General features: G+C 68.8%; 26 protein-coding genes and 1 pseudogene. 10 read left to right on the forward strand and 17 right to left on the reverse strand.

Features of this window, described 5'->3' with window-relative positions; translation table 11 throughout:
* Together ACE3TL_RS10835 and ACE3TL_RS10840 are read left to right on the forward strand one after the other, a co-directional pair.
* Positions 1-119, forward strand: a pseudogene (locus ACE3TL_RS10835) (30S ribosomal protein S4); the annotation flags it as partial.
* Positions 120-205: 86 nt separating this feature from the next.
* Positions 206-583, forward strand: a complete 378-nt coding sequence (locus ACE3TL_RS10840) for a hypothetical protein (protein ID WP_374578704.1) — start codon at positions 206-208, stop codon at positions 581-583.
* A gap of 6 nt (positions 584-589) precedes the next feature.
* Here the strand turns inward: ACE3TL_RS10840 and ACE3TL_RS10845 are convergent, their stop codons facing one another.
* The 5 genes from ACE3TL_RS10845 to ACE3TL_RS10865 all read right to left on the reverse strand — a co-directional run bounded on the left by ACE3TL_RS10845 (position 590) and on the right by ACE3TL_RS10865 (position 3,965).
* Positions 590-1,009 (reverse strand): acyl-CoA thioesterase, encoded by a 420-nt coding sequence (locus ACE3TL_RS10845; protein WP_374578705.1) that lies wholly within the window; start codon positions 1,007-1,009, stop codon positions 590-592.
* On the reverse strand, positions 1,006-1,350 hold the full coding sequence (grxD, locus tag ACE3TL_RS10850) for a Grx4 family monothiol glutaredoxin (protein WP_374578706.1): 345 nt from the start codon (positions 1,348-1,350) through the stop codon (positions 1,006-1,008). The genes ACE3TL_RS10845 and grxD overlap by 4 nt, the downstream gene beginning before the upstream one ends.
* A 77-nt stretch (positions 1,351-1,427) precedes the next feature.
* Positions 1,428-2,261, reverse strand: coding sequence for an aldo/keto reductase (locus ACE3TL_RS10855; protein WP_374578707.1), 834 nt, complete (start codon positions 2,259-2,261; stop codon positions 1,428-1,430).
* An 87-nt stretch (positions 2,262-2,348) separates the two neighbouring features.
* Entirely contained in the window at positions 2,349-2,582 is a 234-nt protein-coding gene (locus tag ACE3TL_RS10860) for a BolA family protein (RefSeq protein ID WP_374578708.1), read from the reverse strand.
* 150 nt (positions 2,583-2,732) lie between these two features.
* Complete coding sequence (locus tag ACE3TL_RS10865) at positions 2,733-3,965, reverse strand: serine hydrolase domain-containing protein (protein ID WP_374578709.1); 1,233 nt, start codon at positions 3,963-3,965, stop codon at positions 2,733-2,735.
* A gap of 99 nt (positions 3,966-4,064) precedes the next feature.
* Between ACE3TL_RS10865 and ACE3TL_RS10870 the strand changes: the two genes are divergently transcribed.
* The gene (locus tag ACE3TL_RS10870; RefSeq protein WP_374578710.1) at positions 4,065-5,045 is read left to right on the forward strand and encodes an amidohydrolase; all 981 of its coding nucleotides are present in this window, start codon (positions 4,065-4,067) and stop codon (positions 5,043-5,045) included.
* Position 5,046: 1 nt separating this feature from the next.
* Positions 5,047-5,526: a CinA family protein gene (locus tag ACE3TL_RS10875; RefSeq protein WP_374578711.1), complete on the forward strand. Its 480-nt coding sequence runs from the start codon at positions 5,047-5,049 to the stop codon at positions 5,524-5,526.
* 109 nt (positions 5,527-5,635) lie between these two features.
* On the opposite strand, the gene purL is transcribed toward ACE3TL_RS10875, so the two are convergent.
* Positions 5,636-7,837, reverse strand: a complete 2,202-nt coding sequence (purL, locus tag ACE3TL_RS10880; RefSeq protein ID WP_374578712.1) for a phosphoribosylformylglycinamidine synthase subunit PurL — start codon at positions 7,835-7,837, stop codon at positions 5,636-5,638.
* Between the two features lie 176 nt (positions 7,838-8,013).
* Between purL and ACE3TL_RS10885 the strand changes: the two genes are divergently transcribed.
* Positions 8,014-8,817, forward strand: a complete 804-nt coding sequence (locus ACE3TL_RS10885) for a hypothetical protein (RefSeq protein ID WP_374578713.1) — start codon at positions 8,014-8,016, stop codon at positions 8,815-8,817.
* 10 nt (positions 8,818-8,827) lie between these two features.
* On the opposite strand, the gene ACE3TL_RS10890 is transcribed toward ACE3TL_RS10885, so the two are convergent.
* The gene (locus ACE3TL_RS10890) at positions 8,828-9,655 is read right to left on the reverse strand and encodes a phosphatase PAP2 family protein (RefSeq protein WP_374578714.1); all 828 of its coding nucleotides are present in this window, start codon (positions 9,653-9,655) and stop codon (positions 8,828-8,830) included.
* A gap of 154 nt (positions 9,656-9,809) precedes the next feature.
* Here ACE3TL_RS10890 and ACE3TL_RS10895 point away from each other — a divergent pair, with 154 nt between their 5' ends.
* On the forward strand, positions 9,810-10,085 hold the full coding sequence (locus ACE3TL_RS10895) for an acylphosphatase (protein ID WP_374535274.1): 276 nt from the start codon (positions 9,810-9,812) through the stop codon (positions 10,083-10,085).
* 109 nt (positions 10,086-10,194) lie between these two features.
* Here ACE3TL_RS10895 and ACE3TL_RS10900 read toward each other — a convergent pair whose 3' ends face one another.
* The 4 genes from ACE3TL_RS10900 to ACE3TL_RS10915 all read right to left on the reverse strand — a co-directional run bounded on the left by ACE3TL_RS10900 (position 10,195) and on the right by ACE3TL_RS10915 (position 13,247).
* Positions 10,195-11,019 (reverse strand): enoyl-CoA hydratase/isomerase family protein, encoded by an 825-nt coding sequence (locus tag ACE3TL_RS10900; RefSeq protein ID WP_374578715.1) that lies wholly within the window; start codon positions 11,017-11,019, stop codon positions 10,195-10,197.
* 86 nt (positions 11,020-11,105) lie between these two features.
* On the reverse strand, positions 11,106-11,426 hold the full coding sequence (locus ACE3TL_RS10905) for a hypothetical protein (RefSeq protein WP_374578716.1): 321 nt from the start codon (positions 11,424-11,426) through the stop codon (positions 11,106-11,108).
* A 122-nt stretch (positions 11,427-11,548) separates the two neighbouring features.
* Positions 11,549-12,688: a pyridoxal phosphate-dependent aminotransferase gene (locus tag ACE3TL_RS10910; protein WP_374578717.1), complete on the reverse strand. Its 1,140-nt coding sequence runs from the start codon at positions 12,686-12,688 to the stop codon at positions 11,549-11,551.
* Between the two features lie 55 nt (positions 12,689-12,743).
* Positions 12,744-13,247 carry a response regulator gene (locus tag ACE3TL_RS10915; protein WP_374578718.1) on the reverse strand — a complete coding sequence of 168 codons (504 nt, stop codon included), beginning with the start codon at positions 13,245-13,247 and terminating at the stop codon, positions 12,744-12,746.
* A 117-nt stretch (positions 13,248-13,364) separates the two neighbouring features.
* Here ACE3TL_RS10915 and ACE3TL_RS10920 point away from each other — a divergent pair, with 117 nt between their 5' ends.
* Positions 13,365-14,636 carry an MFS transporter gene (locus ACE3TL_RS10920; RefSeq protein ID WP_374578719.1) on the forward strand — a complete coding sequence of 424 codons (1,272 nt, stop codon included), beginning with the start codon at positions 13,365-13,367 and terminating at the stop codon, positions 14,634-14,636.
* A gap of 4 nt (positions 14,637-14,640) precedes the next feature.
* Here ACE3TL_RS10920 and ACE3TL_RS10925 read toward each other — a convergent pair whose 3' ends face one another.
* A complete protein-coding gene (locus ACE3TL_RS10925; protein WP_374578720.1) occupies positions 14,641-15,681 on the reverse strand; it encodes a DUF2804 domain-containing protein in 1,041 nt (346 codons plus the stop codon).
* Positions 15,682-15,809: 128 nt separating this feature from the next.
* Between ACE3TL_RS10925 and ACE3TL_RS10930 the strand changes: the two genes are divergently transcribed.
* Both ACE3TL_RS10930 and ACE3TL_RS10935 read left to right on the forward strand, forming a co-directional pair.
* Positions 15,810-16,277, forward strand: a complete 468-nt coding sequence (locus ACE3TL_RS10930) for a hypothetical protein (protein WP_374578721.1) — start codon at positions 15,810-15,812, stop codon at positions 16,275-16,277.
* Between the two features lie 42 nt (positions 16,278-16,319).
* On the forward strand, positions 16,320-16,736 hold the full coding sequence (locus ACE3TL_RS10935) for a hypothetical protein (protein ID WP_374578722.1): 417 nt from the start codon (positions 16,320-16,322) through the stop codon (positions 16,734-16,736).
* On the opposite strand, the gene purQ is transcribed toward ACE3TL_RS10935, so the two are convergent.
* Both purQ and ACE3TL_RS10945 read right to left on the reverse strand, forming a co-directional pair.
* On the reverse strand, positions 16,733-17,395 hold the full coding sequence (gene purQ, locus ACE3TL_RS10940; RefSeq protein WP_374578723.1) for a phosphoribosylformylglycinamidine synthase subunit PurQ: 663 nt from the start codon (positions 17,393-17,395) through the stop codon (positions 16,733-16,735). The genes ACE3TL_RS10935 and purQ overlap by 4 nt on opposite strands.
* A 36-nt stretch (positions 17,396-17,431) precedes the next feature.
* Positions 17,432-18,814, reverse strand: coding sequence for a metallophosphoesterase (locus ACE3TL_RS10945; protein ID WP_374578724.1), 1,383 nt, complete (start codon positions 18,812-18,814; stop codon positions 17,432-17,434).
* Between the two features lie 170 nt (positions 18,815-18,984).
* On the opposite strand from ACE3TL_RS10945, the gene ACE3TL_RS10950 reads away from it, so the two are divergent.
* Positions 18,985-21,225 (forward strand): TonB-dependent receptor, encoded by a 2,241-nt coding sequence (locus ACE3TL_RS10950; protein ID WP_374578725.1) that lies wholly within the window; start codon positions 18,985-18,987, stop codon positions 21,223-21,225.
* A 100-nt stretch (positions 21,226-21,325) separates the two neighbouring features.
* On the opposite strand, the gene ACE3TL_RS10955 is transcribed toward ACE3TL_RS10950, so the two are convergent.
* From ACE3TL_RS10955 to purC, 3 genes are read right to left on the reverse strand one after another with little or no spacing between them, the layout of a single operon-like run.
* Complete coding sequence (locus tag ACE3TL_RS10955) at positions 21,326-21,709, reverse strand: hypothetical protein (RefSeq protein ID WP_374578726.1); 384 nt, start codon at positions 21,707-21,709, stop codon at positions 21,326-21,328.
* Entirely contained in the window at positions 21,706-21,948 is a 243-nt protein-coding gene (purS, locus tag ACE3TL_RS10960; protein WP_374533541.1) for a phosphoribosylformylglycinamidine synthase subunit PurS, read from the reverse strand. Before purS ends, ACE3TL_RS10955 begins: the two co-directional genes overlap by 4 nt.
* Positions 21,948-22,706, reverse strand: coding sequence for a phosphoribosylaminoimidazolesuccinocarboxamide synthase (gene purC, locus ACE3TL_RS10965; RefSeq protein ID WP_374533542.1), 759 nt, complete (start codon positions 22,704-22,706; stop codon positions 21,948-21,950). Before purC ends, purS begins: the two co-directional genes overlap by 1 nt.
* Positions 22,707-23,005 lie beyond the last annotated feature (299 nt).

Consider the following 23,005-nt stretch of genomic DNA (forward strand, 5'->3'; position numbering starts at 1 on the left):
ATATCGAAGTCGATCCCAAGGGCATGTCGGCCAAGTTCATCCGCGTTCCGGAATTCTCCGAGGTCCCGTACCCGGTGAAGATGGAGCCGAACCTGGTTATCGAATTCTACGCGTCCTAACCGGCGCCGAAGACCAGTCTGTGTGCGAAGGCCCCGGAGCGATCCGGGGCCTTTTGCTTTGCGCGGTTCTGTGGCGAGGTGCGGCGATGAACCGTCGATGGCTGATGATCGCAGGCCTTGGCCTGCTGGCCGGTTGCGCCGCGAGCGGCGCGCCGGTCCTCCACCCGGCGCAGGCCGCCCATCCCGAACTGGAGAGGCTCTATGCGGCGAGGGCGGGGCGCGAGGCCCTGGTGATCGAGGTCGCCTCGAACGGCTGCACCGCCAAGCCTGACTTCGCCTTCTATGTCGAGCGTGCAGGAGAGGCCGCGACGCTGTCCTTTGCGCGCAAGCGCCTGGACCCTTGCCGTTCCTTCGCTATGGGGAAGACCGAGCTCAGCTTCACCTGGGCCGAACTCGGCCTTGACCCGCGGCGGCCGGTGTTCCTGCTCAATCCGCTCGCCGCCTGGACGGGGCCGGGCGCGTAGCAAGGTTCAGAGAAAGCGGTCGACGATGTTCTGGCTGACCCGCTTGGGGCGGCCGCTCGCCTGGTCGATCAGGCACCAGACCGTGCGTGCCTGGGCGCACATGGCGCCGTCCGGGCCGTCGATGCGGACGAAGCGGTCGAAACGCGGGCCGTCCGGGGTTTCGGCGACCCAGGTGCGCGCCGTGGCGGTCTCGCCCGGCATCAGGGCGCGGCGATAGTCGATTTCGTGACGCAACACGATCCAGGCCCAGCGCGCCTGGTCTTCGGCCGGCTGGCGCGAACGCCAGTGCGAGATCGCCATGTCCTGAATCCAGCGGACATAGACGACATTGTTCACATGGCCGTTGTCGTCGATATCCGACGCGGCGGGAGTGAACTGACCTGTGAAGACCTGGCGGCCGGGCGGCGGCTCGATCGGCCGGCTCACGCCGACAGGACGCCCTGTTCGGTCAGGAACGACTTGAGTTCGCCCGATTGGAACATCTCGCGGACGATGTCGGCGCCGCCGACGAACTCGCCCTTCACATAGAGTTGCGGGATGGTCGGCCAGTCGGCGAACGCCTTGATCCCCTCGCGCAGGGCGTCGTTCTGCAGCACGTCGACGCCGACGAAGTCCGATCCCAGATGGTCGAGGATCTGGACCACCACGGCCGAGAAGCCGCAGCGCGGCTGTTCGGGCTCGCCTTTCATGAACAGCACCACGGGGTTTTCGGCCACGGTCTTGGCGATGAAGTCGTGGACGGGGTCGGCGGTCGTGGAGTCAGTCATGGCGATGGCCTTCGCGCGAGGATTTGCCGTCCAGAGCTAGGGAGCCGGGGGCGCGGGGTCAAGCGCCTCACGCCGCGTCAGGCGCGTCGCTCGGCTGCGATCTGGCCGAACCGGGCCATCTCGATCTGGGCGGCGACGCCGGTGGGCAGGTCGCGATCGGTGACCGCGGCGATCCGTTCGATGCTGCTGGCGCGGCGCGCCTCGAGCTGGATCGTCGCGAAGGACGGCTCGGTGAGCGTATAGGCCAGGCAGAGTTCCTCCTGGGTCCAGCCCGGAGTATCCTGGAGAAAGGCGTAGGAGCCGACGCTGCTGGACAGCGGATCGATGCGGCGTAGGCCGAGCAGGCCGCGGCGCATCGGCCGCTCTCCGTCGCTGCGCACCACCGGCTTGGGATGCAGGCCCGAGGGGATCGGGTTGCAGCAGATCAGCGTCATGTCGGCGGCCGAGGCGTCGCGGATGCGGCGCCGGGCCTGCCAGTCGGACAGGAGGTTGAAGGAGGTGGCCAGGACGTCGAAGGTTCCGCCTCCGATACAGCGCTCGACGTCCGGCCCGTCGCCGGCGATCCCGATCTGCAGGCATGCGCCGCTGGCGCGCAGGTCGGAGAGGTACTTGATCGCGTCCGGCGTCAAGCTGCTCAGCGCTGTCTCGTCGACCATCAGCAGGTCGAGATAGCGGGCGCGGGTCTTCTGGAGGCCGTTGCGGATATTGTCGGCGATGTCGCGGGCGGTGATCGAGCCGGTCGCCGTTCCGCGCAGGCGCCAGCCCAGGAAGATCAGCCGCCGTTCGACCGCGCCGAGCGCTTCGCCGACCCCGAGCGCCAGCACGTCGGACCCGGAGGTCACCTCGAAGCAGTTGACGCCGTTCTCCATCGCCGCGAACGCCAGGGCGCGCCAGGCTGCGGGCGAACTCATATTGGGGGCGTCCCGCAAAAGCAGGCTGACCGCCGAAACGGCCTTTCCCGACGCGCCGAAGGGGCGATAGCGCACCGGAAACCCCCTTCAGGACGGGGTGGAGGTTTCGAGCGCCAGGGCGTGCAGTTCTCCGCCGACCTTGCCCTTCAGGGCGCTGTAGACCAGTTGGTGCTGCTTGACGCGCGGAAGCCCGACGAAGGCCGCAGAGACGATGCGGGCGCGGTAGTGGTCGCCGTCGCCGGCCAGATCGTCGATGGCGATTTCGGCGTCGGGGAAAGCCTCGCGCAGGCTGGTTTCCAGATCGGCCATGGACATGGGCATGGGGGCGGCTCCGCTTAACGAATCTTTCTGCGTCAGAAAGCTTAACAACCGCTGGATTGAGCAGGCGGTTTGCCGGCGCAAGGGGTCAAAGCGCTGGAGCGGCGCTGGGCGGGAACGTCGCGCATGCCGGCGCGACGTTCCCTGGCGGCTTCAGTCGACGATGGCCGAGTAGATGAGGCTCTTGAGCTGGCCGCGGAAATTGAAGGTGCCGGACGGCATGAGCTGGGTCATGAACACGACCGACAGCTCCTCCTTCGGGTCGACCCAGAAGATGGTCGAGGCTGCGCCACCCCAATAGTAGTCGCCGGCGCCCAGCGCGCCGGTCTCCACCTCGCCCATGGTGGAGGCGAAGCCGAGGCCGAAGCCGACGCCGTCGTTGGCGGTTTCCGAGAAGCTGCCCAGGGCGGTGGTCGAGAGGTCCTGGCCGCCGGGCAGGTGGTTCATGTGCATCATCGCCAGGGTGCGCGGCCCCAGGATGCGATGGCCGTCCAGCTCGCCGCCCCGGCGCAGCATCTCGCAGAAGCGCAGATAGTCGTCGGTGGTGCCGGTCAGGCCGCCGCCGCCGGACATGAAGCTGGCGGGCCGGGAGAAGGCGCTGGTCGCCGGGTCGTCGATGAGCTTGAGCTTCTTGTCGGGCCCGCGCTGGTAGTTGGCGCAGAAGCGGTCGATCTTCTCCGGCGCGACCGAGAAGGCGGTGTCCTTCATGCCCAACGGGGCGAAGATCTCGTCCTGCAGGTAATGGTCGAAGGGCTTGCCGGAGATCACCTCGACCAGGGCGCCGCAGACGTCTGTGGCCAGGGAGTACATCCAGCGCTCGCCCGGATGGTAGACCAGCGGCACCTGGCCGAGCTTGTCGAGGAAGCTCTGCATGCTGTCCTCCCCGCCGGCGGTGCGGACCTTGAGGGCGCGGTAGAGCTTGTCGACCGGGTGCTGGACGCCCACGCCCGGCAGGCCGCCGCCATAGGTGAGGCCGGACATGTGGCCCAGGACGTCGCGGAACGAGACCGGGCGGCGCGCCGGCTCTGTGACCATGGAGTCGTCTTCGCCCGAGACGTAGACGCGGGGATTCTTCCAGGACGGGACGTAGCGGCTGATGGGGTCGTTGAGCTGGAAATAGCCCTTTTCATAGAGGGTCATCAGCGCGACCGAGGTGATCGGCTTGGTCATCGAATAGATGCGGAAGATGGCGTCGTCGGCCATCGGCTTGCCGCGCTCGACGTCCATCGAGCCGAACGACTTGCGATAGGCGAGCTGACCGCGCCGGGCGACGGCGATCTGGGCCCCGGCGATCTTCTGCGGTCCGATATAGGCCCGCTCCATATGCTCGTCGATCCGCTCCAGGCGAGCGGCGTCGAGGCCGGTCCACTGAGACTGGGCGTCCATAAAATTCCTCCCGAAGAAATGGCGGTCGTTCTAATTGGCGGGCATCATGGGCGTGCTGACGTACGGAAGCCAAGAAAAACGAACGGGAGGCGCGAGCACGTGACCGAGGAGATCATCGAACCGGACCTGCCGATTTGCGATCCGCACCATCACCTCTGGGACTTTCCGAACGGGCGCTACCTGCTGGACGAGCTGCTGGCCGACCTGGGGGCCGGGCATAGGGTGGAGAGCACGGTCTTCGTCGAGTGCGGAGCCATGTACAGCGCTGATATGAGCCGGCTGATGTCGCCGGTGGGCGAGACCGAGTTCGTCAACGGCGTGGCGGCGATGTCGGCCAGCGGCCGCTATGGCGCGGTGCGGGCCTGCGCCGGGATCGTCGGGTTCGCCGACCTGACCCACCCCGATGTGGACCAGGCGCTGGAGGGGCACATCCGCGCAGGCGGCGGGCGGTTCCGCGGCATCCGGCACACGGGAGCCTGGGACCCCAGCGATGCGGTGCGCAACGGCCATACCAACCCCCCGCAGGGCCTCTATGGGCGAGAGGACTTCCGGCGCGGCTTCGCCCGGCTGGCGCCCAAGGGGCTCTCCTTCGAGGCCTGGCAGTTCCATCCGCAATTGCCCGAGGTGGCCGACCTGGCGGGCGCCTTTCCCGAGACGACCATCGTGCTGGACCATGTCGGCGGGGTGCTGGGCATCGGCCCCTACGCCGGTCGCCGCGACGAGGAGTTCGCCCGCTGGAAGCGCGACATGACGGAAGTGGCGGCGCACGAGAATGTCGTGGTCAAGCTGGGCGGGCTGGGCATGGCGATCTGCGGCTTCGACTTCCACAAGCGTGCGACCCCGCCGTCGTCGGCGGAGCTGGCGCAGGCCTGGCGGCCCTATGTCGAGACCTGCATCGAGCTGTTCGGGCCGCGGCGGGCGATGTTCGAGAGCAATTTCCCGGTCGATCGGGTCAGTTGCGACTACGCCACCCTATGGAACGCGCTGAAGCGCCTGGCCTCCGGCGCCAGCGCAGAGGAAAAGGCGCTGTTGTTCCGCGACGTGGCGCGAACCGTCTATCAACTGGACGAGGAGACGTAGGATGCGAGCCCTGATGGCGCAGGCCACCGAGATCGGCGAGCAGTTGAAGGCGGCGAAACAGACCGTGGCGGTGGCCGAAAGCTCGTCCGGCGGGCTGGTCAGCGCGGCCCTGCTGAGCGTGCCCGGCGCCTCGGCCTATTATCTGGGCGGCGGGGTGGTCTACACGCCCAAGGCGCGGGTGATGCTGATGGAGATCCCGAAGGCGGCGCTGGAAGGCATGCGCTCGGCCAGCGAGCCTTACGCCCTCTTGCTGGCGCGGACGGTCAGGGAGCGGTTCGGGGCGACCTGGGGCGTGTCGGAGACGGGCGCTGCAGGGCCCACCGGCAATCCCTATGGCGATGCGGCCGGCCATACCTGCGTGGCGGTGTCGGGGCCGGTGGAGTTCGTGACGACGATCGAGACCGGATCGGCCGACCGCGCCGCGAACATGGAAGCGTTCGCGGCCGCAGTCCTGGAACTGCTCCGAAAGGCGAGCGCCTAGAGCCCTTTAGGGTTTGGTGGAATCACCAAACCCGTTGAAAAGGGCTCTAAATCAAGCCTGTAGAGCGCGTTCGGGCGGGTGAACCGCTTACACTTCGCCCTAACGCGCTCTAACCCTCCATATAGGCCGGCATCCAGCCCTCGTGTTCGGCGCGCAGCTTGGCCAGCGGCAGGGCGAAGAGCCCGTCGACGGCCAGGTCCGCGCCGCCGGCCTTGCCGATCTCCACGGCCTCGACCCCGGCCGCCCTGGCGGCTTCCAGGATCGGGGCGGCGTCCTTGACGGCGACCAGATAGCGGGCCTGGTCCTCGCCGAACAGGACGGCGTGGGGGGCTTCGGCCTGGCCCAGGGCGAGGGAGCAGCCGGTGTTCGAGGCCAGGGCCATCTCGGCGGCGGCGGCGATGAGGCCACCGTCGGAAAGGTCATGGCAAACAGTGACTTGTCCGGAAAGAATCAGGTTGCGCACGAAGTCGCCGACCTTGCGTTCCAGCGTCAGATCCACCGGCGGCGGCGCGCCGTCCTCGCGGCCCAGCACTTCGCGCAGGTACATCGAAGCGCCCAGTTCGCCGCGAGTCGAGCCGATCAGCACCAGGGCCTGGCCGTCCTTCATGCCGGCGAAGTCCGCGCGGCGGGCGTAGTCGGCGATCAGGCCGACGGCGCCGACGGTCGGGGTGGGCGGGATCGCCGCCCCGTTGGTCTCGTTGTAGAGGCTGACATTGCCGCTCACGACCGGGAAGTCGAGGTCGACGCAGGCCTGGGCCATGCCCTCGATGGCGCGGACGATCTGGCCCATGATCTCGGGCCGCTCGGGATTGCCGAAGTTCAGGTTGTCGGTGATGGCGATCGGCTCGGCGCCGACGGCGGTGAGATTACGCCAGGCCTCGGCCACGACCTGCTTGCCGCCCTCGAAGGGATCGGCCTGGACGTAGCGCGGGGTGCAGTCGGAGGTGACGGCCAGGGCCTTCTTCGCGCCGTGGACGCGCACGATGCCGGAGTCGGCGCCGGTGGCGCTGTCTTCCAGGGTGTCGGCCATGACGTGGCGGTCGTACTGCTCCCACAGCCAGCGCTTGGAGGCCATGTCGGGGCTGCTCATCAGCTTGACCACGGCGTCCGCATAGTCGGCGGGGGCGGCGACCTCGGCGGGCGACAGGCGCGGCTGGGCCGCAGGCGCGACCCAGGGGCGGTCATAGAGCGGGGCGTCGTCGAACAGCGGGGCCAGCGGCACGTCGCAGACCACCTCGCCCTTGTGCTTGAGGACGAGATGGCCGGTGTCGGTCGTCATGCCGATGGTGGCGGCGTCCAGGCCCCATTTCTCGAAGATGCGGCGGCCGTCCGCCTCGCGGCCGGGCTTGAGGATGGCCAGCATCCGCTCCTGGCTCTCCGACAGCATCATCTCGTAGGCGCTCATGCCCTCTTCGCGCTGGGGCACGTCGTCGAGGTTGAGCTCGATCCCGACCCCGCCCTTGCCGGCCATCTCGACCGAGGAGGAGGTGAGGCCGGCCGCGCCCATGTCCTGGATGGCCGCGACGGCGCCCGAGGCCATCAGCTCCAGGGTGGCCTCGATCAGCAGCTTCTCGGCGAAGGGGTCGCCGACCTGGACGGTCGGGCGCTTTTCCTCCGAGGCGTCGTCGAACTCGGCCGAGGCCATGGTCGCGCCATGGATGCCGTCGCGGCCGGTCTTGGAGCCGAAATAGACGACCGGCAGGCCTGGCGCCGGGGCGGCGGAGTAGAAGATCTTGTCGGCGTCGGCCAGGCCCACGCACATGGCGTTGACCAGGATGTTGCCGTCATAGCCGCGGTGGAAGTTGGTCTCGCCCGCCACGGTGGGCACGCCCACGCAGTTGCCATAGCCGCCGATGCCGGAGACGACGCCGGAGACCAGCCGCCGGGTCTTGGGATGGCTGGGATCGCCGAAGCGCAGGGCGTTCAGCAGCGCCACCGGCCGCGCGCCCATGGTGAAGACGTCGCGCATGATGCCGCCGACGCCGGTCGCCGCGCCCTGATAGGGCTCGATATAGGACGGGTGGTTGTGGCTCTCCATCTTGAAGATGCAGGCCTGGCCGTCGCCGATGTCGATCACGCCTGCGTTCTCGCCGGGGCCGCAGATCACCTTCGGGCCGCTGGTGGGGAACTTGCCCAGGTGCTTCTTGCTGGACTTGTACGAGCAGTGCTCGGACCACATCACCGAGAACACGCCCAGCTCGACCTCGTTGGGCTCGCGGTTCAGGCGTTGCAGGATGACGTCGTATTCTTCCGACTTCAGGCCGTACTCGGCCGCGGTCTCGCGAAGGCTCTTGGCAGGCTGGGCGCTCATGGCCGGGCATATAGCGGGACTCTGCGGTGAGGGGGAGGGGGAAGGGCGCGCCCGGACGAAACCTGATGATCGGCGGCGGGAAATCTGGTCAGTTGAGGGCGTGGCGAGTCACCGGCGCGCCGCCCCATTCTCGACAACCTTGGCGGCCTAGTTCCCGCCTGATGTGGATTTCGCCGATGCGCCATGTGCTTGCGGCGGTGGTCGCCGCGGCTGTCTTCGGCCTGGGCGGGACCGCCGCGGCCCAGAATTCCCCCGCCGCCCAGCAGGTGCTCGACCGGGCCAGGGCCGCCTCGGGCGGCGCGGCGAACTGGAACATGCTGCGCGGGTTGCACGAGATCGGCGAAGAGGCCGGGGTCGCCTTCGAGCGATGGCTGGATCCGCTGCGCTACGGCCTGCGGCGCGAGACGTCCGGGGCGGACGGCGCAAAGCTGGTGCAGGGCTATAACGGCGCGGCCGAATGGCGGCTGCTGGCCGGCGGCGTGGCTACCGGGTCCGAACGCGGCGAGCACGCCGCGAACGTGCGCTCGGACGCCTTCTTCGGGGCCTATGGATATTATTATCCGGGACGCTTCGACCTGCGCGGCAGCCACCTCGGGGTGCGCCAGCATGGCGGGCGCAGCTTCGACGTGCTGCGCATGCAGCCGGCCGGCGGGCGCCCGCGCGAGCTGTGGTTCGACCGCCGAACGGGCCTGCTGGGGCGCATCGTCGAGGCCGGCGCCGCCGGTCCCGAGCGCACGACCGAGGTCGAGGACTATCGGAAGGTCGGGCCGGTGCAGGTCCCGTTCCGGTTCGTCACCAGCGGCGGCGGCCTGGAGACGCCGGTGGTGAGAACCCTGCGCAGCGTCGACTTCCGCCCGGCCGACCGCATGCATTTCAGCCTGCCGCCGCCGGCGCCGCCCAAGCCCCCCGCCAAGGCCGCCGAGGCGGCCGCCCCCGCGACGCCTGCGCCGTCGGCCAGGCCGGAGCGCAAGCGCCGCTGAACGCGCCGCGTCAGCTCTTCAGGGCAGCAGCCTCAGCCGCGCAGTCGCGGGTCGGGGCCTTGCCCGCCGCCCGCGCGGCGACGATCTCGGCCGCGGCGGCGGCCAGGTCGGCCTGGAAGTCGGGATTGCTCTGCAGCTTGGCGACGGTGGCCGCGCCCATCATCCTGCCTTCGTCGGTGTCGCTGAGCCAGTGGACGTTGCAGACGACGCGGCTCTGGCCGAAGGCGCGGCCGCGGGCCAGGATGGCCTCTGCCTTGTCCGGCGCCGCCTGGGCCAGGATCAGCGCCCAGCCCCAGCCGATCGCGGTGTGGCCGGAGGGATAGGAGCCGTCCTTGCGCAGTTCGGCCTCCTCGGCCGGGGTGCAGATCGGCGCGCCGTTCTGGGTGAAGGGGCGCGCGCGCTGGTAGAGGGTCTTGGTCGGATAGGTCGACAGGCCGTTGTCGACCAGGGTGCGGCGCAGCAGCACATAGAGCCGGGGCGTGGTCTGTTCGCTGACCTCGACCCCCAGGGCGCAGGAGAAGGTCTCGGCCGCCTTGGGGAACTTCAGCTCGGCGTCCTTGACGGCCAGGTCCCAGCGGGGCGAGCCATGCTGGGCGACCGCGGCCTTGGCGGCCTCTTCGTCGCGGGCGAGCGCCGCAGAGCCGGGAGCGGGCGGCGGGGGGACGATGGCCAGGCTGCTGGGCGCGGTTCCCATGGCCAGGTAGCCGGCGAGATAGCCCGGAGCGATCTCCTTGACCGGCTCGGCCTTGGCGACCGGCTTTTCCGACGCCGTCGTGCCGCAACCGGCGACGGCCAGGGCGAGGCCGAGCGCGGCGCCTCCTGCTGCGATCTTGAGCATATCTACGCTTTCCCTCCGATTCCGAACCTCCAGCCTAATGGGGTGACGCAGGGTCAAGGAAAGCTGCCGGCGGCCCACCGGACGACCCGGCGAAGAATCTTCGGAATGATCGCCGCGCAGTTGAACCTTCACCGCGCGGGCGCATTTCTCCGGCATGGAGCGTCGGGCGGTCAGACTTCGCATCACCGGAATCGTGCAGGGCGTCGGCTACCGTTACTGGGCCGAGCGCCGCGCGCGCGAGCTGGGCGTCGACGGCTGGGTGCGCAACTGCCCGGACGGCTCGGTCGAACTGCTGGCCATCGGCGGAGAGATCGAGGTGGAGCGGATGGTGGACGCCTGTCGCGGCGGGCCGCCGGCGGCCACCGTCCAGCTCGTTCAGACCCTGGCCGCCGACGACGATGGAACGGTCGGCTTCCAAGCCAGAGCATGATCCGTTTCGATAGAATCGGATCATGCTCAAGACTCTTTGAATTTAGAGCATTTTCTACGCCGAACCGGTGTCCGCTTCGGCGGAAAATGCTCTAGGGCCTGAAGCGACCTCAGCGCCCCTGGAAGTCCGGCGGGCGCTTTTCCAGGAAGGAGGTCATGCCTTCCTTGAAGTCCTGCGTGCGGATGAGCTGCAGGAACTGCAGATAGACGTGGTGGACGTGGTCGTTGAACGACTCCGACAGGCCCATCCGCATCAGGCGTTTGGCGGACTGCACCGCCAGCGGAGCGTTGCGCGCCATCTCCAGGGCGATCTCGCGGGTCTTGGCGGCCAGTTCGGCGTCGGGGACGACGTGATTGACCAGGCCCAGTTCCAGGCTTTCGCGCGCCGACAGCGTGCGGCCGGTGAAGATCAGTTCGGCGGCCTTGGCCCAGCCCAGCAGGCGCGGCAGAATCCAGGTGCCGCCGCTTTCGGGCACCACGCCGCGCTTGACGAAGGCGGCGGCCATCTTGGCGCTTTCGCCGGCGATGCGGATGTCGCAGCCCATGGCGGTGTCCATGCCGTAGCCGGCGGCCGAGCCGTTGAGGGCGCAGATGGTCGGCTTGTCCATGGCGAACAGCACGGTCGGCGGGGTGTTGCGCAGGTCGAGGTTCACCGACACCGCCTGCTGCTGCTTGTCCGAGCCGATGCCCGAGCCCTGGGTCGCGTCCACCAGGTCGAGCCCGGCGCAGAAAGCGCGGCCGGTCCCGGTCAGCACCACCACGCGGACGGCGGGGTCCTCGTTGGCCTTGACCAGCAGGCGGGCCAGCAGGTTCAGCATCGGCCCGGAAATCGTGTTCAGGCGTTCGGGCCGGTTGAGGGTGAGGGTGGCGATCCCCTCGCTCACCTCATAGAGGACTTCTTCCGATCTTGGGGTCGTTTCCACCGCCGCGCTCATCGTCGCTTCCCTTTATGGCGTAAATTAATCTGGCCAGCCTATGCCCGGCCAGGGCGAGCGGCAAGCTTGGCCAGGGGAAGAGGCGGTCAGGGCGCGCCCGAGCGCGAACTCCAGAGCAGCCAGAGCCCGGCGAGCAGGGCCAGTTGCGAGACCGCCGAGATCATCGCGCCCAGCGCCAGGCCGATGTCGATGATCGCCGCCTCGCAGGCGGCCGCCGAGCAGTTGAGCAGGGCGATCTGGGCGGTGAGCGAAATCGCGCCTATGGCGGCGAGGGCCGCGCCGGCCGCCGCTCGTCCTGGCGAAAAGCGATGCGGCGGCGGCGCGGCCCCATGCGGCGAGCTGGAGGGAGCGCGCCGCGAGCCCAGGAGCCGACGCCGCATCGGCGAAGGGGGTTTCGGAAGCGCCATCGGGAACCTCCTGGGTTTCAACGACGGCAGGATGCGCCCGTGCCGTGCGAACGCCTTGACGAAGATCAAAACGCGCGGACGTGGGCTTGGGCTGCTGAGCGCGAGGCCCGGAAAGGACGTTTTCAGCCGCGGCGGGGCTGGGCGGCGAACCAGGGCTCGAGGCGTGAGAGGGCTTCCTTCACCTCGGGCGTGGAGACGGCGAAGGACATGCGGATGAAGTGCTTGCCCTCGACCGGGTCGAAATCGACGCCGGGCGCGGTGGCGACGCCGGTGTCCTGCAGCAGGCGCTGGCAGAAGGCCAGGCTGTCGTCGGTCAGGTGGCCGACGTCGGCATAGATGTAGAAGGCGCCGTCCGGCGGGGCGATGGCCGAGAGGCCGAGCCGCGGCAGCGCCTCCAGCAGCAGGGCGCGGTTGGCGCGATAGACCTCGATGTGGCCTTCCAGCTCCTCGTGCGCGTCCATGGCCGCCAGGGCCGCATGCTGGGCCAGCGAGGGCGGGGTCAGGAAGAGGGCGCCCATATAGGCGATGGCCGCCTTCACATGATGCGGCGGCGACAGCAGCCAGCCGAGCCGCCAGCCGGCCATGCTGAAATACTTCGAGAACGAGTTGACCACGAAGGCGTCCGGCTCGAACTCCAGGATCGAGTGCGCCGGTTCGACATAGGACAGGCCGTGATAGATCTCGTCGGAGACGATCTTGATCCCGCGCTCGCGGCAGACCTTGGCGATGGCCTCCAGCTCGTCCTTGGGGATGATGGTGCCGGTGGGGTTGGCCGGGCTGGCGATGATGACGCCGGCCGGCGGCGGATCGAGGGCGGCGATGCGCGCGGCCGAGAGCTGGAAGCGCTCGTCCGCCCCGCAGGCCAACTCGACCGGCTCGATGTGCAGGGCCCTCAGCGTGTTGCGATAGGCGACGTAGCCTGGGCGGGCCAGGGCCACGCGGTCGCCGGGCGAGAAGGCCGAGGACAGGGCCAGCACCAGGGCCGGAGACGCGCCGCAGGTCAGGGTGAGCTGGCTGGGGGCGACGGTGACGCCGTACTTTTCCTGATAGTGCCGGGCGATGCGCGCCTTCAGCGGAGCGCTTTCCCAATAGCCCATCGGGTCGGTGTCGAGCACCCTATGCGCCGCTTCGATCGCCGCCTTCGGCGCGCCGGTGGAAGGCTGGCCGAACTCCATGTGGATCACCGAGCGGCCCTCGCTCTTGAGGCGATGGGCCAGGCCGCTGACCGAAATGGCGTAGAAGGGATCGATGCGCAGGGTCATGGGCGTCCAAGTGGCCCAGGCCCGCGGGCAAATCAAGGACGCGTCGCCGGTGGTCCTAAAGCTCCAGCACGTCCTCGTCCGAGGCGCGGCGACGCGGGCCGTGATAGTCCGGCGACTGCCGGCGGCGGCGGTCGGGGCCGAAGAAGTCCGGCGCCTGGATATAGGGGCGCGGGTGCATGATCACCGCCTCCAGCCGCAACAGGATGTTGCGGGCGGTGACCGGCTTGGCGAGGAACTCGTTGACGCCCCGGTCGCGCGCGGCGCTGAGGCGCAGCAGGTCCGAATGGCCGGTCAGCATGATGATCGGGGTCAGGCGCGCCGCTCCGCCCTGGGCGCGGACCCGGGCGATGAAGTCCAGGCCGTTCATGGTCGGCATCTCGTAATCGGCGTAGACGACGTCGATCTCGTAGCGCGCCAGCGACTCAAGGCCGGCCCGGCCGTCGGCGGCGTAATAGATGCGGCCGACGCCGGCGGCGGCCAGCACCGTCCCGATGATCGTGCGCATCTGTTGGTTGTCGTCGACCACCAGGATCGACAGCGCCCGCAGACCGATGGTCATGCGTTTCTTCCCTTAAAAAGGCGGTTCTTATTTGAAGACGCGAATCACGGTGACGCTTGATGCCGCTTGACCTTGCGCCGTTCAAGCGCGAAGCCGACCAAAAAGGTGGGGATGTGAATGGCGAACAGTGTTGAAGCGCCCTCGGCGCGGCGGATCCTGACGGCGAGCCTGGTCGGGACCGCAGTGGAATTCTACGATTTCTATATCTACGCCACGGCCGCCTCGCTGGTGTTCGGGCCGCTGTTCTTCCCCGCCGCCTCGCCGGCCATGCAGCTCCTGTCGTCCTACGCCACCATGGCGGTGGCGTTCTTCGCACGGCCGTTGGGCGCCATTGTCTTCGGCCATTTCGGCGACCGCATCGGACGCAAGTCGACCCTGGTGGCCTCGCTGCTGCTGATGGGCGGATCGACCGTCGCCATCGCCTTCCTGCCCACCTATCACCAGGCCGGCTGGCTGGCGCCGGCCCTGCTGTGCGTGCTGCGCTTCGGCCAGGGCTTCGGCCTCGGCGGCGAATGGGGCGGGGCGGCCTTGCTGGCGGTGGAGAACGCTCCGCCGGGCTGGCGCGCGCGCTATGGCATGTTCCCGCAACTGGGCGCGCCGGTCGGCTTCATCGCCGCCAACGGCCTCTTCCTGATCCTGGGCGTGCTGCTGACGCCCGAGCAGTTCCAGGCCTGGGGCTGGCGCATTCCGTTCGTGGGCAGCATCCTTCTGGTCGGGGTCGGGCTGTGGGTGCGGCTGCGGATCACCGAGACCCCGGCCTTCGCCAAGGCGCTGGAGCACGAGAAGCCGTCGGACGTGCCGCTGGCCGAGCTCTTCAAGCGCCACCTGCTGCCAACCCTGGCCGGCACCTTCGCGGTGGTGGCCTGTTTCGCGGTCTTCTATATCTCCACCGCCTTCGCCCTGGGCTACGGCACGACGACGCTGGGACACAGCCGCGAGACCTTCCTGGGCGTGCAACTGGGCGCGATCGGCTTCATGGCCCTGGGCATCGTGCTGGCCGGCTACTGGTCGGACGCCAGCAACCCGCGGCGCGTGCTGATGGCCGGCTGCTTCATGGCCGTGGCGGTAGGCGCGCTGATGGCGCCGATGATGGGCTCCGGATCGCTGCTGGGAAACTGGGGCTTCCTGTCGCTGGCGCTGCTGACCATGGGCTTCGTCTATGGGCCGCTGGGGGCGTTCCTGCCCGGCCTTTTCCCGGCGCGGGTGCGCTATACCGGCGCCTCGATGAGCTTCAACGTCGGGGGCATCATCGGCGGCGGCCTGACCCCGGTGGTCGCCCAGGCCCTGGCCACCAACGGCGGCGGCCTGCCGGCGGTCGGCGTCTATCTGGCGGCGGCCGCGGCGATCAGCCTGGTCGCCCTGCTGCCGCTGAAGCAGCAGCAGGTCTGACCGCTCACCAGTGGTTCTCGACTTCTTCGGCGAAGCCGATCAGGTCGCGGACCTGCAGCACGGTCCCGTCGTCCAGCATAGCCGCGCCCGAGAAACGCCCGAAGACCTGGTGCTGCAGGCTGCTGATCGGGCCGTGGGCGAACCGGGCGTGACGGTCGACGATCGGCTCGAAGGTCATTTCGAACCGGCCGTCCGACGAGGTGAAGCGCCAGGGGCCGCTGTCGTGGGCGCCGGTCGGCAGGTGGAAGGTCACCGCGTCCAGCTTGTGCGCCCGGCCGTCGAAGAAGAGCATGTTCTCGCTGGCCGCCGAGGTGTCGCCGAAGCCGTAGCCGATGTTGAAGCCGAAGGGCTTGCCCTCCACCAGGCCCGAGGCCGAGCCCCAGTACCAGGTGTTGTCGAAGGTCCAGACCCCGCGGCCCCAGTCCAGCACGGCGAAGGCGTTGCCTGGCGCGAAGTCGTAGGTCTCGCCGGCATAGGCGACGGCGCCTCGCGCGGGCATGCAGTTGATCTTCTGATTGTAATAGAAGGCCTGGTCGTTTTCCGCGAACGGCGTGGCGATCACCATGCGGTCCATCGGCGGCTGGTCGAGCCAGATCTCGCCGGCGAGGCCTCCGCCCTTGTCGAAGCGCGGCGCATCGATCGTCAGCCGCCGCCCGCCCGGCTGGTGGCGGAAGGCCAGCGAGAAGCCGTCGTGCTCGAAGACCAGGTCGCCGCTGTCGGCGCTGGGCGGCAGGTCCATGGCGCCGTGCGGAGCGGGCAGGGCGACGCCGCCATTGACGAAGGTCCGCGCCTGGAAATCCATCCACGAGGCGCCGAGGAAGCCCATGTGGCCGTTGTCGGCGATGGTCAGGGCCAGGCCGAAATCGGGGGTGAGGATCGCGTAGTAGTCCCACTCCTTGATCGCCGGATCGTCGGGGGCGACGCCGATGGCGGCGCGGGCGTAGCGGCGGACCTCGCGGACGGCCCAGCCCCGGTCGGCCAGGCGGCCCTGGCCGTCGAGGAGGTCGCCCTCGCCCAATCTCGTCTGCGCGCCTGCCGCCTGCATGTCAGCCTCCCTCGTTCGCCCCTGGATAGGGCATGACGCAAGGTCAGAGGAAGCAAGCTCGATTGACGGGCGACCTGCCGAGGCGTATCGCTATTGCGAGTCATTCGCAATTATTGATGGAGCGCCCCATGAGACCCGGACCCCAAGCCGCCTCGGCCCTGCGGATCGGGCCGCCGGGCCTGTCGCTGGGCGAGCAACTGGTGCTGGCGGGCCTGCGCACCTGGGCCAGGGCCAGGATGGCGGGGGACGAGCCGCGCTGCCTGATCCGTCCGGGCCTGACCCATGTGGCCTCCAAGCCGGTGGCCAGCGTGTTCACCGCCATGATGGAGCATATCGAGCGCGAGGCGACGCGGGCCATGCGGATCCACTGCGTCGCCTGCAGCGGCTATTCGGAGGACGAGCAGCGGGTGGTGCTGGCCTGCGGGGTGGCGCGGGCCTCGCTGGGCGCAGCCTTCGACCTGATGCGCCCGCTGGTCAAGGCGCCCGAGACGCCGGTGCTGCTGGCGCGGACGCTGAACGTAGCGCTGTCGAACGCCGGCTATCCGCTGCCGGTGCGGATGTGGGACGACGAGCCGGTGAGGGCCACGATCCATTAGGTTGCGCCGCGCTAAACCTGTGGGGCTGAGGAGGGCGCGGCCATGAGCGACAACGACGGTGATCTGGGATTCGACGGCGGCGGCTATGACGTCGACGACTGGATGCGGCTGCGGCCCTTCGTCGGCGCGGCGGCCACCCTGGACGACGTGCAGCGGCGCGCGGCGATCTTCGCGCTGGGCGACACCCATGGCGGGCGGCCGATCGAGATGGAGCTGCCCCAGCCGGTGATCTGGTGGGACGACGACGGCGAGGTGGCGGCCGTGGCCGTGCAGGCCGAGGCCCACGAGGCCGAGGACGGCGAGGTCATGGAGGTCCTGGGCCTGATCCTGCCGGACGGCGGCGGGGCGGTGGCCTTGCTGGAGGACGTCGACCTGGTCGACGACAGCGATCCCATCTGGCGCCGGCTCGTCACCGAGGCGATCGGCGACGAGACCGGCAAGGAAGACGAGGCCGATTAGGCGCTGGCCAGGACGCTCTGGAACAGCAGGGCGCCGTCGGCCGAGCCGAGCTCTTCCTCGAAGGCGCGGTCGGGGTGCGGCATCAGGCCGAGCACGTTGCCCTGCTTGTTGATGACCCCGGCGATGTTGCGCGACGAGCCGTTCGGATTGTCGAGATAGCGAAACACCACCTGACCCTCGCCCTCGATCCGGTCGAGGATCTCCTCGTCGGCGAAATAGTTGCCCTCGCCGTTGCCGACGGTCATCTCGACCTCGCGCCGGCCCTGATAGGCGGCGGTGAAGCGGGTCTGGGAGTTGGTGACCTCCAGCGCCACCGGCTTGCAGACGTATTTGAGCTTCTCGTTGCGCAGCAGGGCGCCGGGCAGCATCTTCGACTCGGTCAGCACCTGGAAGCCGTTGCAGATGCCGACGACGGCGACGCCCCGGTCGGCGGCGGCGCGCACCTCGGTCATCACCGGCGCCAGCGCGGCCATCGCCGCGCAGCGGAGATAATCGCCGTAGGAAAAGCCGCCCGGCAAAACGATCAGGTCCAGCCCTTGCGGCAGGGCGGTCTCGGCATGCCAGACCATGTCGACCTTGGCGCCGGTGGAGCGTTCGACGGCGACCTTGCAGTCGCGGTCGCAGTTGGAACCGGGGAAGACGATGACGGCGGCTTTCATGGGCGCGGCTCCTAGCAGGCTTCGCTCCAAATGTCCCTAGGTCGATGGCGCCGCAAGGGGCGCCAGAAGGCCCTGGGCGGCGACGGACTTCACCCGCAGGTCGGGGACTTCGGTGAAGGCCAGGTCGGAGACGCCGAAATATTCGGCCTGGTTGGCGGCGCACCAGTCGGTGGTGACGATGCGGGCGGGGCCGCGCCCGCCGGTGCGCCGGATCCGTTCGCCGTAGACGAAGTCGCCGCTACGCTGGTCGAACGGGGTGGGGCGGTCCTGGTTGGCGCGGGCGAGGAACCGGGCCAGGCGGTCGCGGGAGACCTCGGCGGCCATCAGCTTGCCCTCGAAGCGCACCACGGCGTCGAAGGCGTGGCGCGATACGGGGCCGGCGGGCAGGCCGGTCCCGAGCGTGGTGTGGCCGATGAAGCCGGCGTCGGCGCCGGCCGCGCGGGCCATGGCCGCGGCCGCCGCGCGGCCGGTGTCGCCCAGCGAGAGGGCGCGGGGCGAGACGCCGAGGATGGCGCGCTCCTCGCCGGTCAGGGCCTTGCCCAGCGTATCGGCGATCAGGGCCGAGAGGCGCGGCGAGGCGGGCCCGTCCAGTGCGACCGGCCGCGAGACCGCCTCGGCCGAGCCGTCGGCGCGCAGGGTCAGGACCGTGAAGGCGTTGCTCCACGAGCCGGTGTGGACATAGAGATTCGCGCCCTGCCGGTGCTGGAACAGCAGGTGGTTGTGCCCGCCGATCATCGGGACGCGGCGCGGCAGCAGGGGCAGGATCTCCCGGTCGGCGGCTAGGCCCGCATGGCTCATCACCAGGGCCAGGTCCGCGCCGGCCAGGGCCTGGACCAGATGCGCTCGCGCCCAGTCGCCGGGGACGGGGATGTCCAGGTCCGGCCGGCTGGCCGCTGGATAGGTGTTCAGGGCGTTGGTCGCCACGCCGACGACTGTCAGGCGCCGGCTTCCCAGTTGCAGGACGGCGGACGCCGGCGCGAACGGCCGGCCCGAGCGCTTGTCGGCGATGGTGCTGACCACGGTGACGCCCAGGCCGCGCAGGCGGGCGACGACCTCGGCCAGGTCGGGCGTGATGTCGTTGTCGTGGTTGCCGAGATTGACCACGGTCGGGGCCAGCCTGGCGGCTTCGCCGAGGAAGGCCCAGTCGATGGCCCCGCCGGAGCGGACGGCCGCCACATTGCCATGCTCGAAGATGTCGCCGTCGATCGCGATCAGGTGCGGGACGCTCTGGCTGGCGATCTCCGCCTCCAAGGCCGCGAGCAACTGGCTGGTCCGCTCATAGGCCGAATGCAGGTCGGACATGGCCAGCACCCGCAGGACGACCGGAGAGGCCAGGCCCGCCAGGGCGGGGCTGGCCAGGACGGCGGCCGCGGTTCCGAGGAACAGGCGGCGGCGGGGAGAGGCGAGGAGTTCGGGCACGAAGCGTCTGATCCCATCATTTTCGGGCGCGGGCAACGGCGCGGCCCGACCTATGCAGAAAAGGCGCATGTCGCGAAAAATTCACACGAGAACGTGATTATGCGTTGGCGATCCGGCTCCCCGGGGCGTAGGGCGACGCCACTTTTCGGTACTCGGGGATAATTCAAGCAATGACTCGTCGTCTCGGCGCGCTCGCCTGCTCGGTCAGCGGCCTGGCCCTTCTCGTTTCCACGCCCGTCCTGGCCCAGGCGGCGGCTTCGTCCGACGAAGCCGTCACCGTCGAGGATATCGTCGTCACGGCCCAGCGTCGCAGCGAGAACATCCGCGACGTTCCGTTCGCGGTGAGCGCGGTGAACCAGGAGACCATGGCCGACGTCGCCGCCGGCGGCGCGGACATCCTGTCCATGACCGCCCGCGTACCCAGCCTGCAGGTGGAAAGCTCGAACGGCCGCTATGCGCCGCGCTTCTACATCCGCGGCCTCGGCAATGTGGACTTCGACTTCAACGCCTCGCAGCCGGTCTCGGTGGTGCTGGACGACGTGGTGCTGGAAAACGTCTTCCTGAAGGGCTTCCCGCTGTTCGACGTCCAGCAGCTCGAAGTGCTGCGCGGGCCGCAGGGCACGCTGTTCGGCCGCAATACCCCGGCCGGCGTCATCAAGATCGACACCGTCAAGCCGGGCCCCGAGTTCGGCGGCTTCGGCTCGCTCGCGGTCGGCAATCTGGGCGCGGTGCGCGCCGAGACCGGCGTGACCATCCCGCTGACCGACACCCTGCAGGTGCGCGTCGCCGGCCTGTGGAACCACCGCGACGACTGGATCGACAACATGTACGACGCGCCGTTCGTCGACCGGAACGGCAAGGACCTGGGCAATTTCGACGACGTGGCCGGCCGCCTGCACGTGGCCTGGGCGCCGACCGACCGCTTCTCGGCCCTGCTGACCCTGCAGGCCCGCGACTACGAAGGCACCGGCACGATGAACCGCGCCAACGTGCTGACCACCGGCTCCAACAAGCTGAACGCCAATTTCGACCGCGAGCGCGTCTATTACGACGGCGGCCGCAACAACTTCCAGAAGCAGGAAACCCGCTCGGGCTCGCTGCAACTGGCCTATGACTTCGGTCCGGCGACCTTGACCGGCGTGGTCGGCCGCTACTGGGGCGCCTCCATGGGCGACGGCGACATCGACGGCGGCGTGGCCTCGGCCCCGGCCGGCGCCGCCTACAAGACGCCGTTCAACTCCGAGACCGGCACCCTGGACAGCGACCTGACCCAGGACACCTACGAGCTGCGCCTGGCCTCGAACGGCGACGGCCGCTTCGGCTGGCAGGTCGGCGCCTTCTACTGGGAAGAGCGCTTCAACCTGATCTCGGCGACCTTCAACGGCGTGGGCGGCCTGGCGCCGACCATCGTCACCGACATCGTGCAGGAGTCGGACTCCTGGTCGGTGTTCGGCCAGGGCAATTACCAGGTGACCGACGCCCTGAAGCTGACGGCCGGCCTGCGCTACACCGACGACGCCCGCGACTTCCGCGGCCAGCGCACCCTGGGCGCCCCGCTGGACGTCACCAAGACGGTCGGCGACGAGCAGGTGAGCTGGGACGTCAGCGCCCTCTACACCGTGAACAGCGATTGGAACCTGTTCGCCCGCGTGGCCAAGGGCTATCGCGGCCCGTCGATCCAGGGCCGGATCGCCACCTCGAACGTCGTGACCACGGCCAATTCGGAAACGGTGATGTCCTATGAAGCCGGCTTCAAGGCCCGCCTCTGGGAAGGCCGTGCGCGCCTGAACGCCACCGCCTACTACTACGAAGTCACCGACCCGCAGTTCACCGCCATCGGCGGCGAAGGCAACTTCAACCAGCTCATCAACGCCGACAAGGGCGAGGGCTACGGCCTGGAACTGGACGGCGACGTCTATCTGGGCGGCGGCTTCAACCTGGCCGGCGGCTTTGCCTGGAACCACACCGAGATCAAGGACAAGGACCTGCTGGTCGCCTTCTGCGGCGCGGCCTGCACCGTCACCGATCCGATCGTGAACATCGGGGCGACCCGCCGGGCGAACATCAACGGCAACCCGTTCCCGCAGGCGCCGGAATACACCGCCAACATCACCTTGAGCTGGGAGCACACCCTGGCCAACGGGGCCGAGCTGTTCGCCTCGACCGACTGGGTGCTGCAGAAGAACTTCAACCTGTTCCTCTACGAGTCGGTAGAGTTCAAGCAGGACACCTCCTTCGAAGGCGGGGCCCGCGCGGGCTGGCGCGCGCCGGAACTGGGCCTGGAAGCGGCGGTCTATGTCCGCAACATCACCGACGAAGCCAATGTTATCGGTGGGATCGACTTCAACAACCTGACCGCCTTCGTCAACGAGCCCCGGACCTTCGGGATCCAGCTCACCAAGCGCTTCTGATCCAAGAGCTTGAGGCCGGGCCGCCAGGCCCGGCCGATCCTCGTCCCCGGTCCGCATCTCGCGGCCGGGGATTTTTCATGCTTGGGGCAGCGGGCGCGGGTCAGCGGGCGCCGAGGCTTTCCAGATAGGCCATGACCTGATCGAAGCCGGCCTTGTCGCCATAGGCGCAGCCGGTGTTCTTCATGACCTTGCGGCCGTTTTCCTGCACGGCTTCCTGCTTGAACACCGCCGGGTGGCCGGGCGCGCCGGGCTGGGTCAGCACGAAGGCCTCGCCGCCGCCGGCGACATTGTGGAAGCGATAGGGCTCGCCGCGCTCCTGCGGGGCGGGGACGAGGCCGGGATAGGCCAGCACCTTGGCCGACAGCGCCTCGTAGGGAAGCGAGCAGTCGAGCGCCAGGCGCGGCGGGGGCGCGGGCTCGGGGTCCGGCGCGCAGGCCGCCGCGGTCAGCGGGAGGAGGAGGGAAAGGGCGAAGGCCGCCCTCACGCCACCTCGACCCGGTAGCTTTCGATGACGGTGTTGGCGAGCAGCTTCTCGCACATGTCCTTGACCTGGGCCTCGGCGGCGGCCTTGTCGGCCGCGTCCTTCAGGTCGAACTCGATGGTCTTGCCGACCCGCACGCCGTCGACCTGCGGCCAGCCCAGGCCGTGCAGCGCGTTCTCGACGGCCTTGCCCTGAACGTCCAGCACGCCGGGCTTCAGGAACACATGAACTTTCGCGCGCACTAGTGCAGGCCTCCTTGGATGACGGTGGGCATTTCTTTCATGATGCCCAGACGGCGGGCGACTTCGGTGTAGCCCTCGATGACGTCGCCCATGTCGCGGCGGAAGCGGTCCTTGTCCAGCTTCTCGTTCGTCTGGCTGTCCCAGAGGCGGCACGAATCGGGGCTGATCTCGTCGGCGAGGATCACGCGCGAGAAGTCGTTTTCATAGATGCGGCCGAACTCGACCTTGAAGTCGACCAGCGTGATTCCGACGCCCGCGAACAGGCCGGTCAGGAAGTCGTTCACCCGCAGGGTGAGCGCCATCATGTCGTCGATCTCCTGGGTCGCGGCCCAGTTGAAGGCGGTGATGTGCTCCTCGGCCACCATCGGGGCGGAGAGCTTGTCGTCCTTCAGGTAGAACTCGATGATCGAGCGCGGCAGGGCCTGGCCTTCGGGCAGGCCGAAGCGCTGCGACAGGCTGCCGGCGGCGACGTTGCGGCAGACCACCTCCAGCGGGATGATCTCGACCTCGCGGATCAGTTGCTCGCGCAGGTTCAGGCGGCGGATGAAGTGGTTCTGAACCCCGATGGAGTTCAGCTTGGTCATCACATATTCGCTGATGCGGTTGTTGATGACGCCCTTGCCTTCCAGGATGGCCTTCTTCTGTGCATTGAAGGCGGTGGCGTCGTCCTTGAAGTATTGGATGAGTGTTCCAGGCTCGGGCCCTTCGTACAGAATCTTGGCCTTGCCTTCGTAGATCTTCTTGCGGCGGGTGGTCATATGCGCCTTCTCCCAGGGCGAGGGCTCGGCCGCTGCCGGAGAACGAAAAACGCGCGCGTTTCGATCCCGACGCGCGCGGCTCCAGCTTCAAGGCCCTCTCACTCATATGAGGCGCCCGGAAAATAGCCGAACGGGCTTTGCGGCGCAAACGGCGCAAGCGCCGCATGGCCAGCTCGTGCGTTTACGTTGCGGGGGACGGGATCAGAGGATATGCAACGCCGACCGACCGCCTATCCGGGGAACACATGACGACCTTCGACGATCGCGAGCGTGGCTTTGAAAAGAAGTTCGAGCTCGAC

It is taken from the genome of Phenylobacterium sp. (assembly GCF_041920015.1).
Taxonomy (GTDB): domain Bacteria; phylum Pseudomonadota; class Alphaproteobacteria; order Caulobacterales; family Caulobacteraceae; genus Phenylobacterium.

What these genes read in the sequence shown, in the direction of transcription:
- ACE3TL_RS10840 (WP_374578704.1), top strand. Translation starts at nt 206, where the DNA reads ATGAACCGTCGATGGCTGATGATCGCAGGCCTTGGCCTGCTGGCCGGT.
- grxD (WP_374578706.1), bottom strand. Translation starts at nt 1,350, where the DNA reads ATGACTGACTCCACGACCGCCGACCCCGTCCACGACTTCATCGCCAAG.
- ACE3TL_RS10855 (WP_374578707.1), bottom strand. Translation starts at nt 2,261, where the DNA reads ATGAGTTCGCCCGCAGCCTGGCGCGCCCTGGCGTTCGCGGCGATGGAG.
- ACE3TL_RS10860 (WP_374578708.1), bottom strand. Translation starts at nt 2,582, where the DNA reads ATGCCCATGTCCATGGCCGATCTGGAAACCAGCCTGCGCGAGGCTTTC.
- ACE3TL_RS10865 (WP_374578709.1), bottom strand. Translation starts at nt 3,965, where the DNA reads ATGGACGCCCAGTCTCAGTGGACCGGCCTCGACGCCGCTCGCCTGGAG.
- ACE3TL_RS10875 (WP_374578711.1), top strand. Translation starts at nt 5,047, where the DNA reads ATGCGAGCCCTGATGGCGCAGGCCACCGAGATCGGCGAGCAGTTGAAG.
- purL (WP_374578712.1), bottom strand. Translation starts at nt 7,837, where the DNA reads ATGAGCGCCCAGCCTGCCAAGAGCCTTCGCGAGACCGCGGCCGAGTAC.
- ACE3TL_RS10885 (WP_374578713.1), top strand. Translation starts at nt 8,014, where the DNA reads ATGCGCCATGTGCTTGCGGCGGTGGTCGCCGCGGCTGTCTTCGGCCTG.
- ACE3TL_RS10890 (WP_374578714.1), bottom strand. Translation starts at nt 9,655, where the DNA reads ATGCTCAAGATCGCAGCAGGAGGCGCCGCGCTCGGCCTCGCCCTGGCC.
- ACE3TL_RS10895 (WP_374535274.1), top strand. Translation starts at nt 9,810, where the DNA reads ATGGAGCGTCGGGCGGTCAGACTTCGCATCACCGGAATCGTGCAGGGC.
- ACE3TL_RS10900 (WP_374578715.1), bottom strand. Translation starts at nt 11,019, where the DNA reads ATGAGCGCGGCGGTGGAAACGACCCCAAGATCGGAAGAAGTCCTCTAT.
- ACE3TL_RS10905 (WP_374578716.1), bottom strand. Translation starts at nt 11,426, where the DNA reads ATGGCGCTTCCGAAACCCCCTTCGCCGATGCGGCGTCGGCTCCTGGGC.
- ACE3TL_RS10910 (WP_374578717.1), bottom strand. Translation starts at nt 12,688, where the DNA reads ATGACCCTGCGCATCGATCCCTTCTACGCCATTTCGGTCAGCGGCCTG.
- ACE3TL_RS10915 (WP_374578718.1), bottom strand. Translation starts at nt 13,247, where the DNA reads ATGACCATCGGTCTGCGGGCGCTGTCGATCCTGGTGGTCGACGACAAC.
- ACE3TL_RS10920 (WP_374578719.1), top strand. Translation starts at nt 13,365, where the DNA reads ATGGCGAACAGTGTTGAAGCGCCCTCGGCGCGGCGGATCCTGACGGCG.
- ACE3TL_RS10925 (WP_374578720.1), bottom strand. Translation starts at nt 15,681, where the DNA reads ATGCAGGCGGCAGGCGCGCAGACGAGATTGGGCGAGGGCGACCTCCTC.
- ACE3TL_RS10930 (WP_374578721.1), top strand. Translation starts at nt 15,810, where the DNA reads ATGAGACCCGGACCCCAAGCCGCCTCGGCCCTGCGGATCGGGCCGCCG.
- ACE3TL_RS10935 (WP_374578722.1), top strand. Translation starts at nt 16,320, where the DNA reads ATGAGCGACAACGACGGTGATCTGGGATTCGACGGCGGCGGCTATGAC.
- purQ (WP_374578723.1), bottom strand. Translation starts at nt 17,395, where the DNA reads ATGAAAGCCGCCGTCATCGTCTTCCCCGGTTCCAACTGCGACCGCGAC.
- ACE3TL_RS10950 (WP_374578725.1), top strand. Translation starts at nt 18,985, where the DNA reads ATGACTCGTCGTCTCGGCGCGCTCGCCTGCTCGGTCAGCGGCCTGGCC.
- purC (WP_374533542.1), bottom strand. Translation starts at nt 22,706, where the DNA reads ATGACCACCCGCCGCAAGAAGATCTACGAAGGCAAGGCCAAGATTCTG.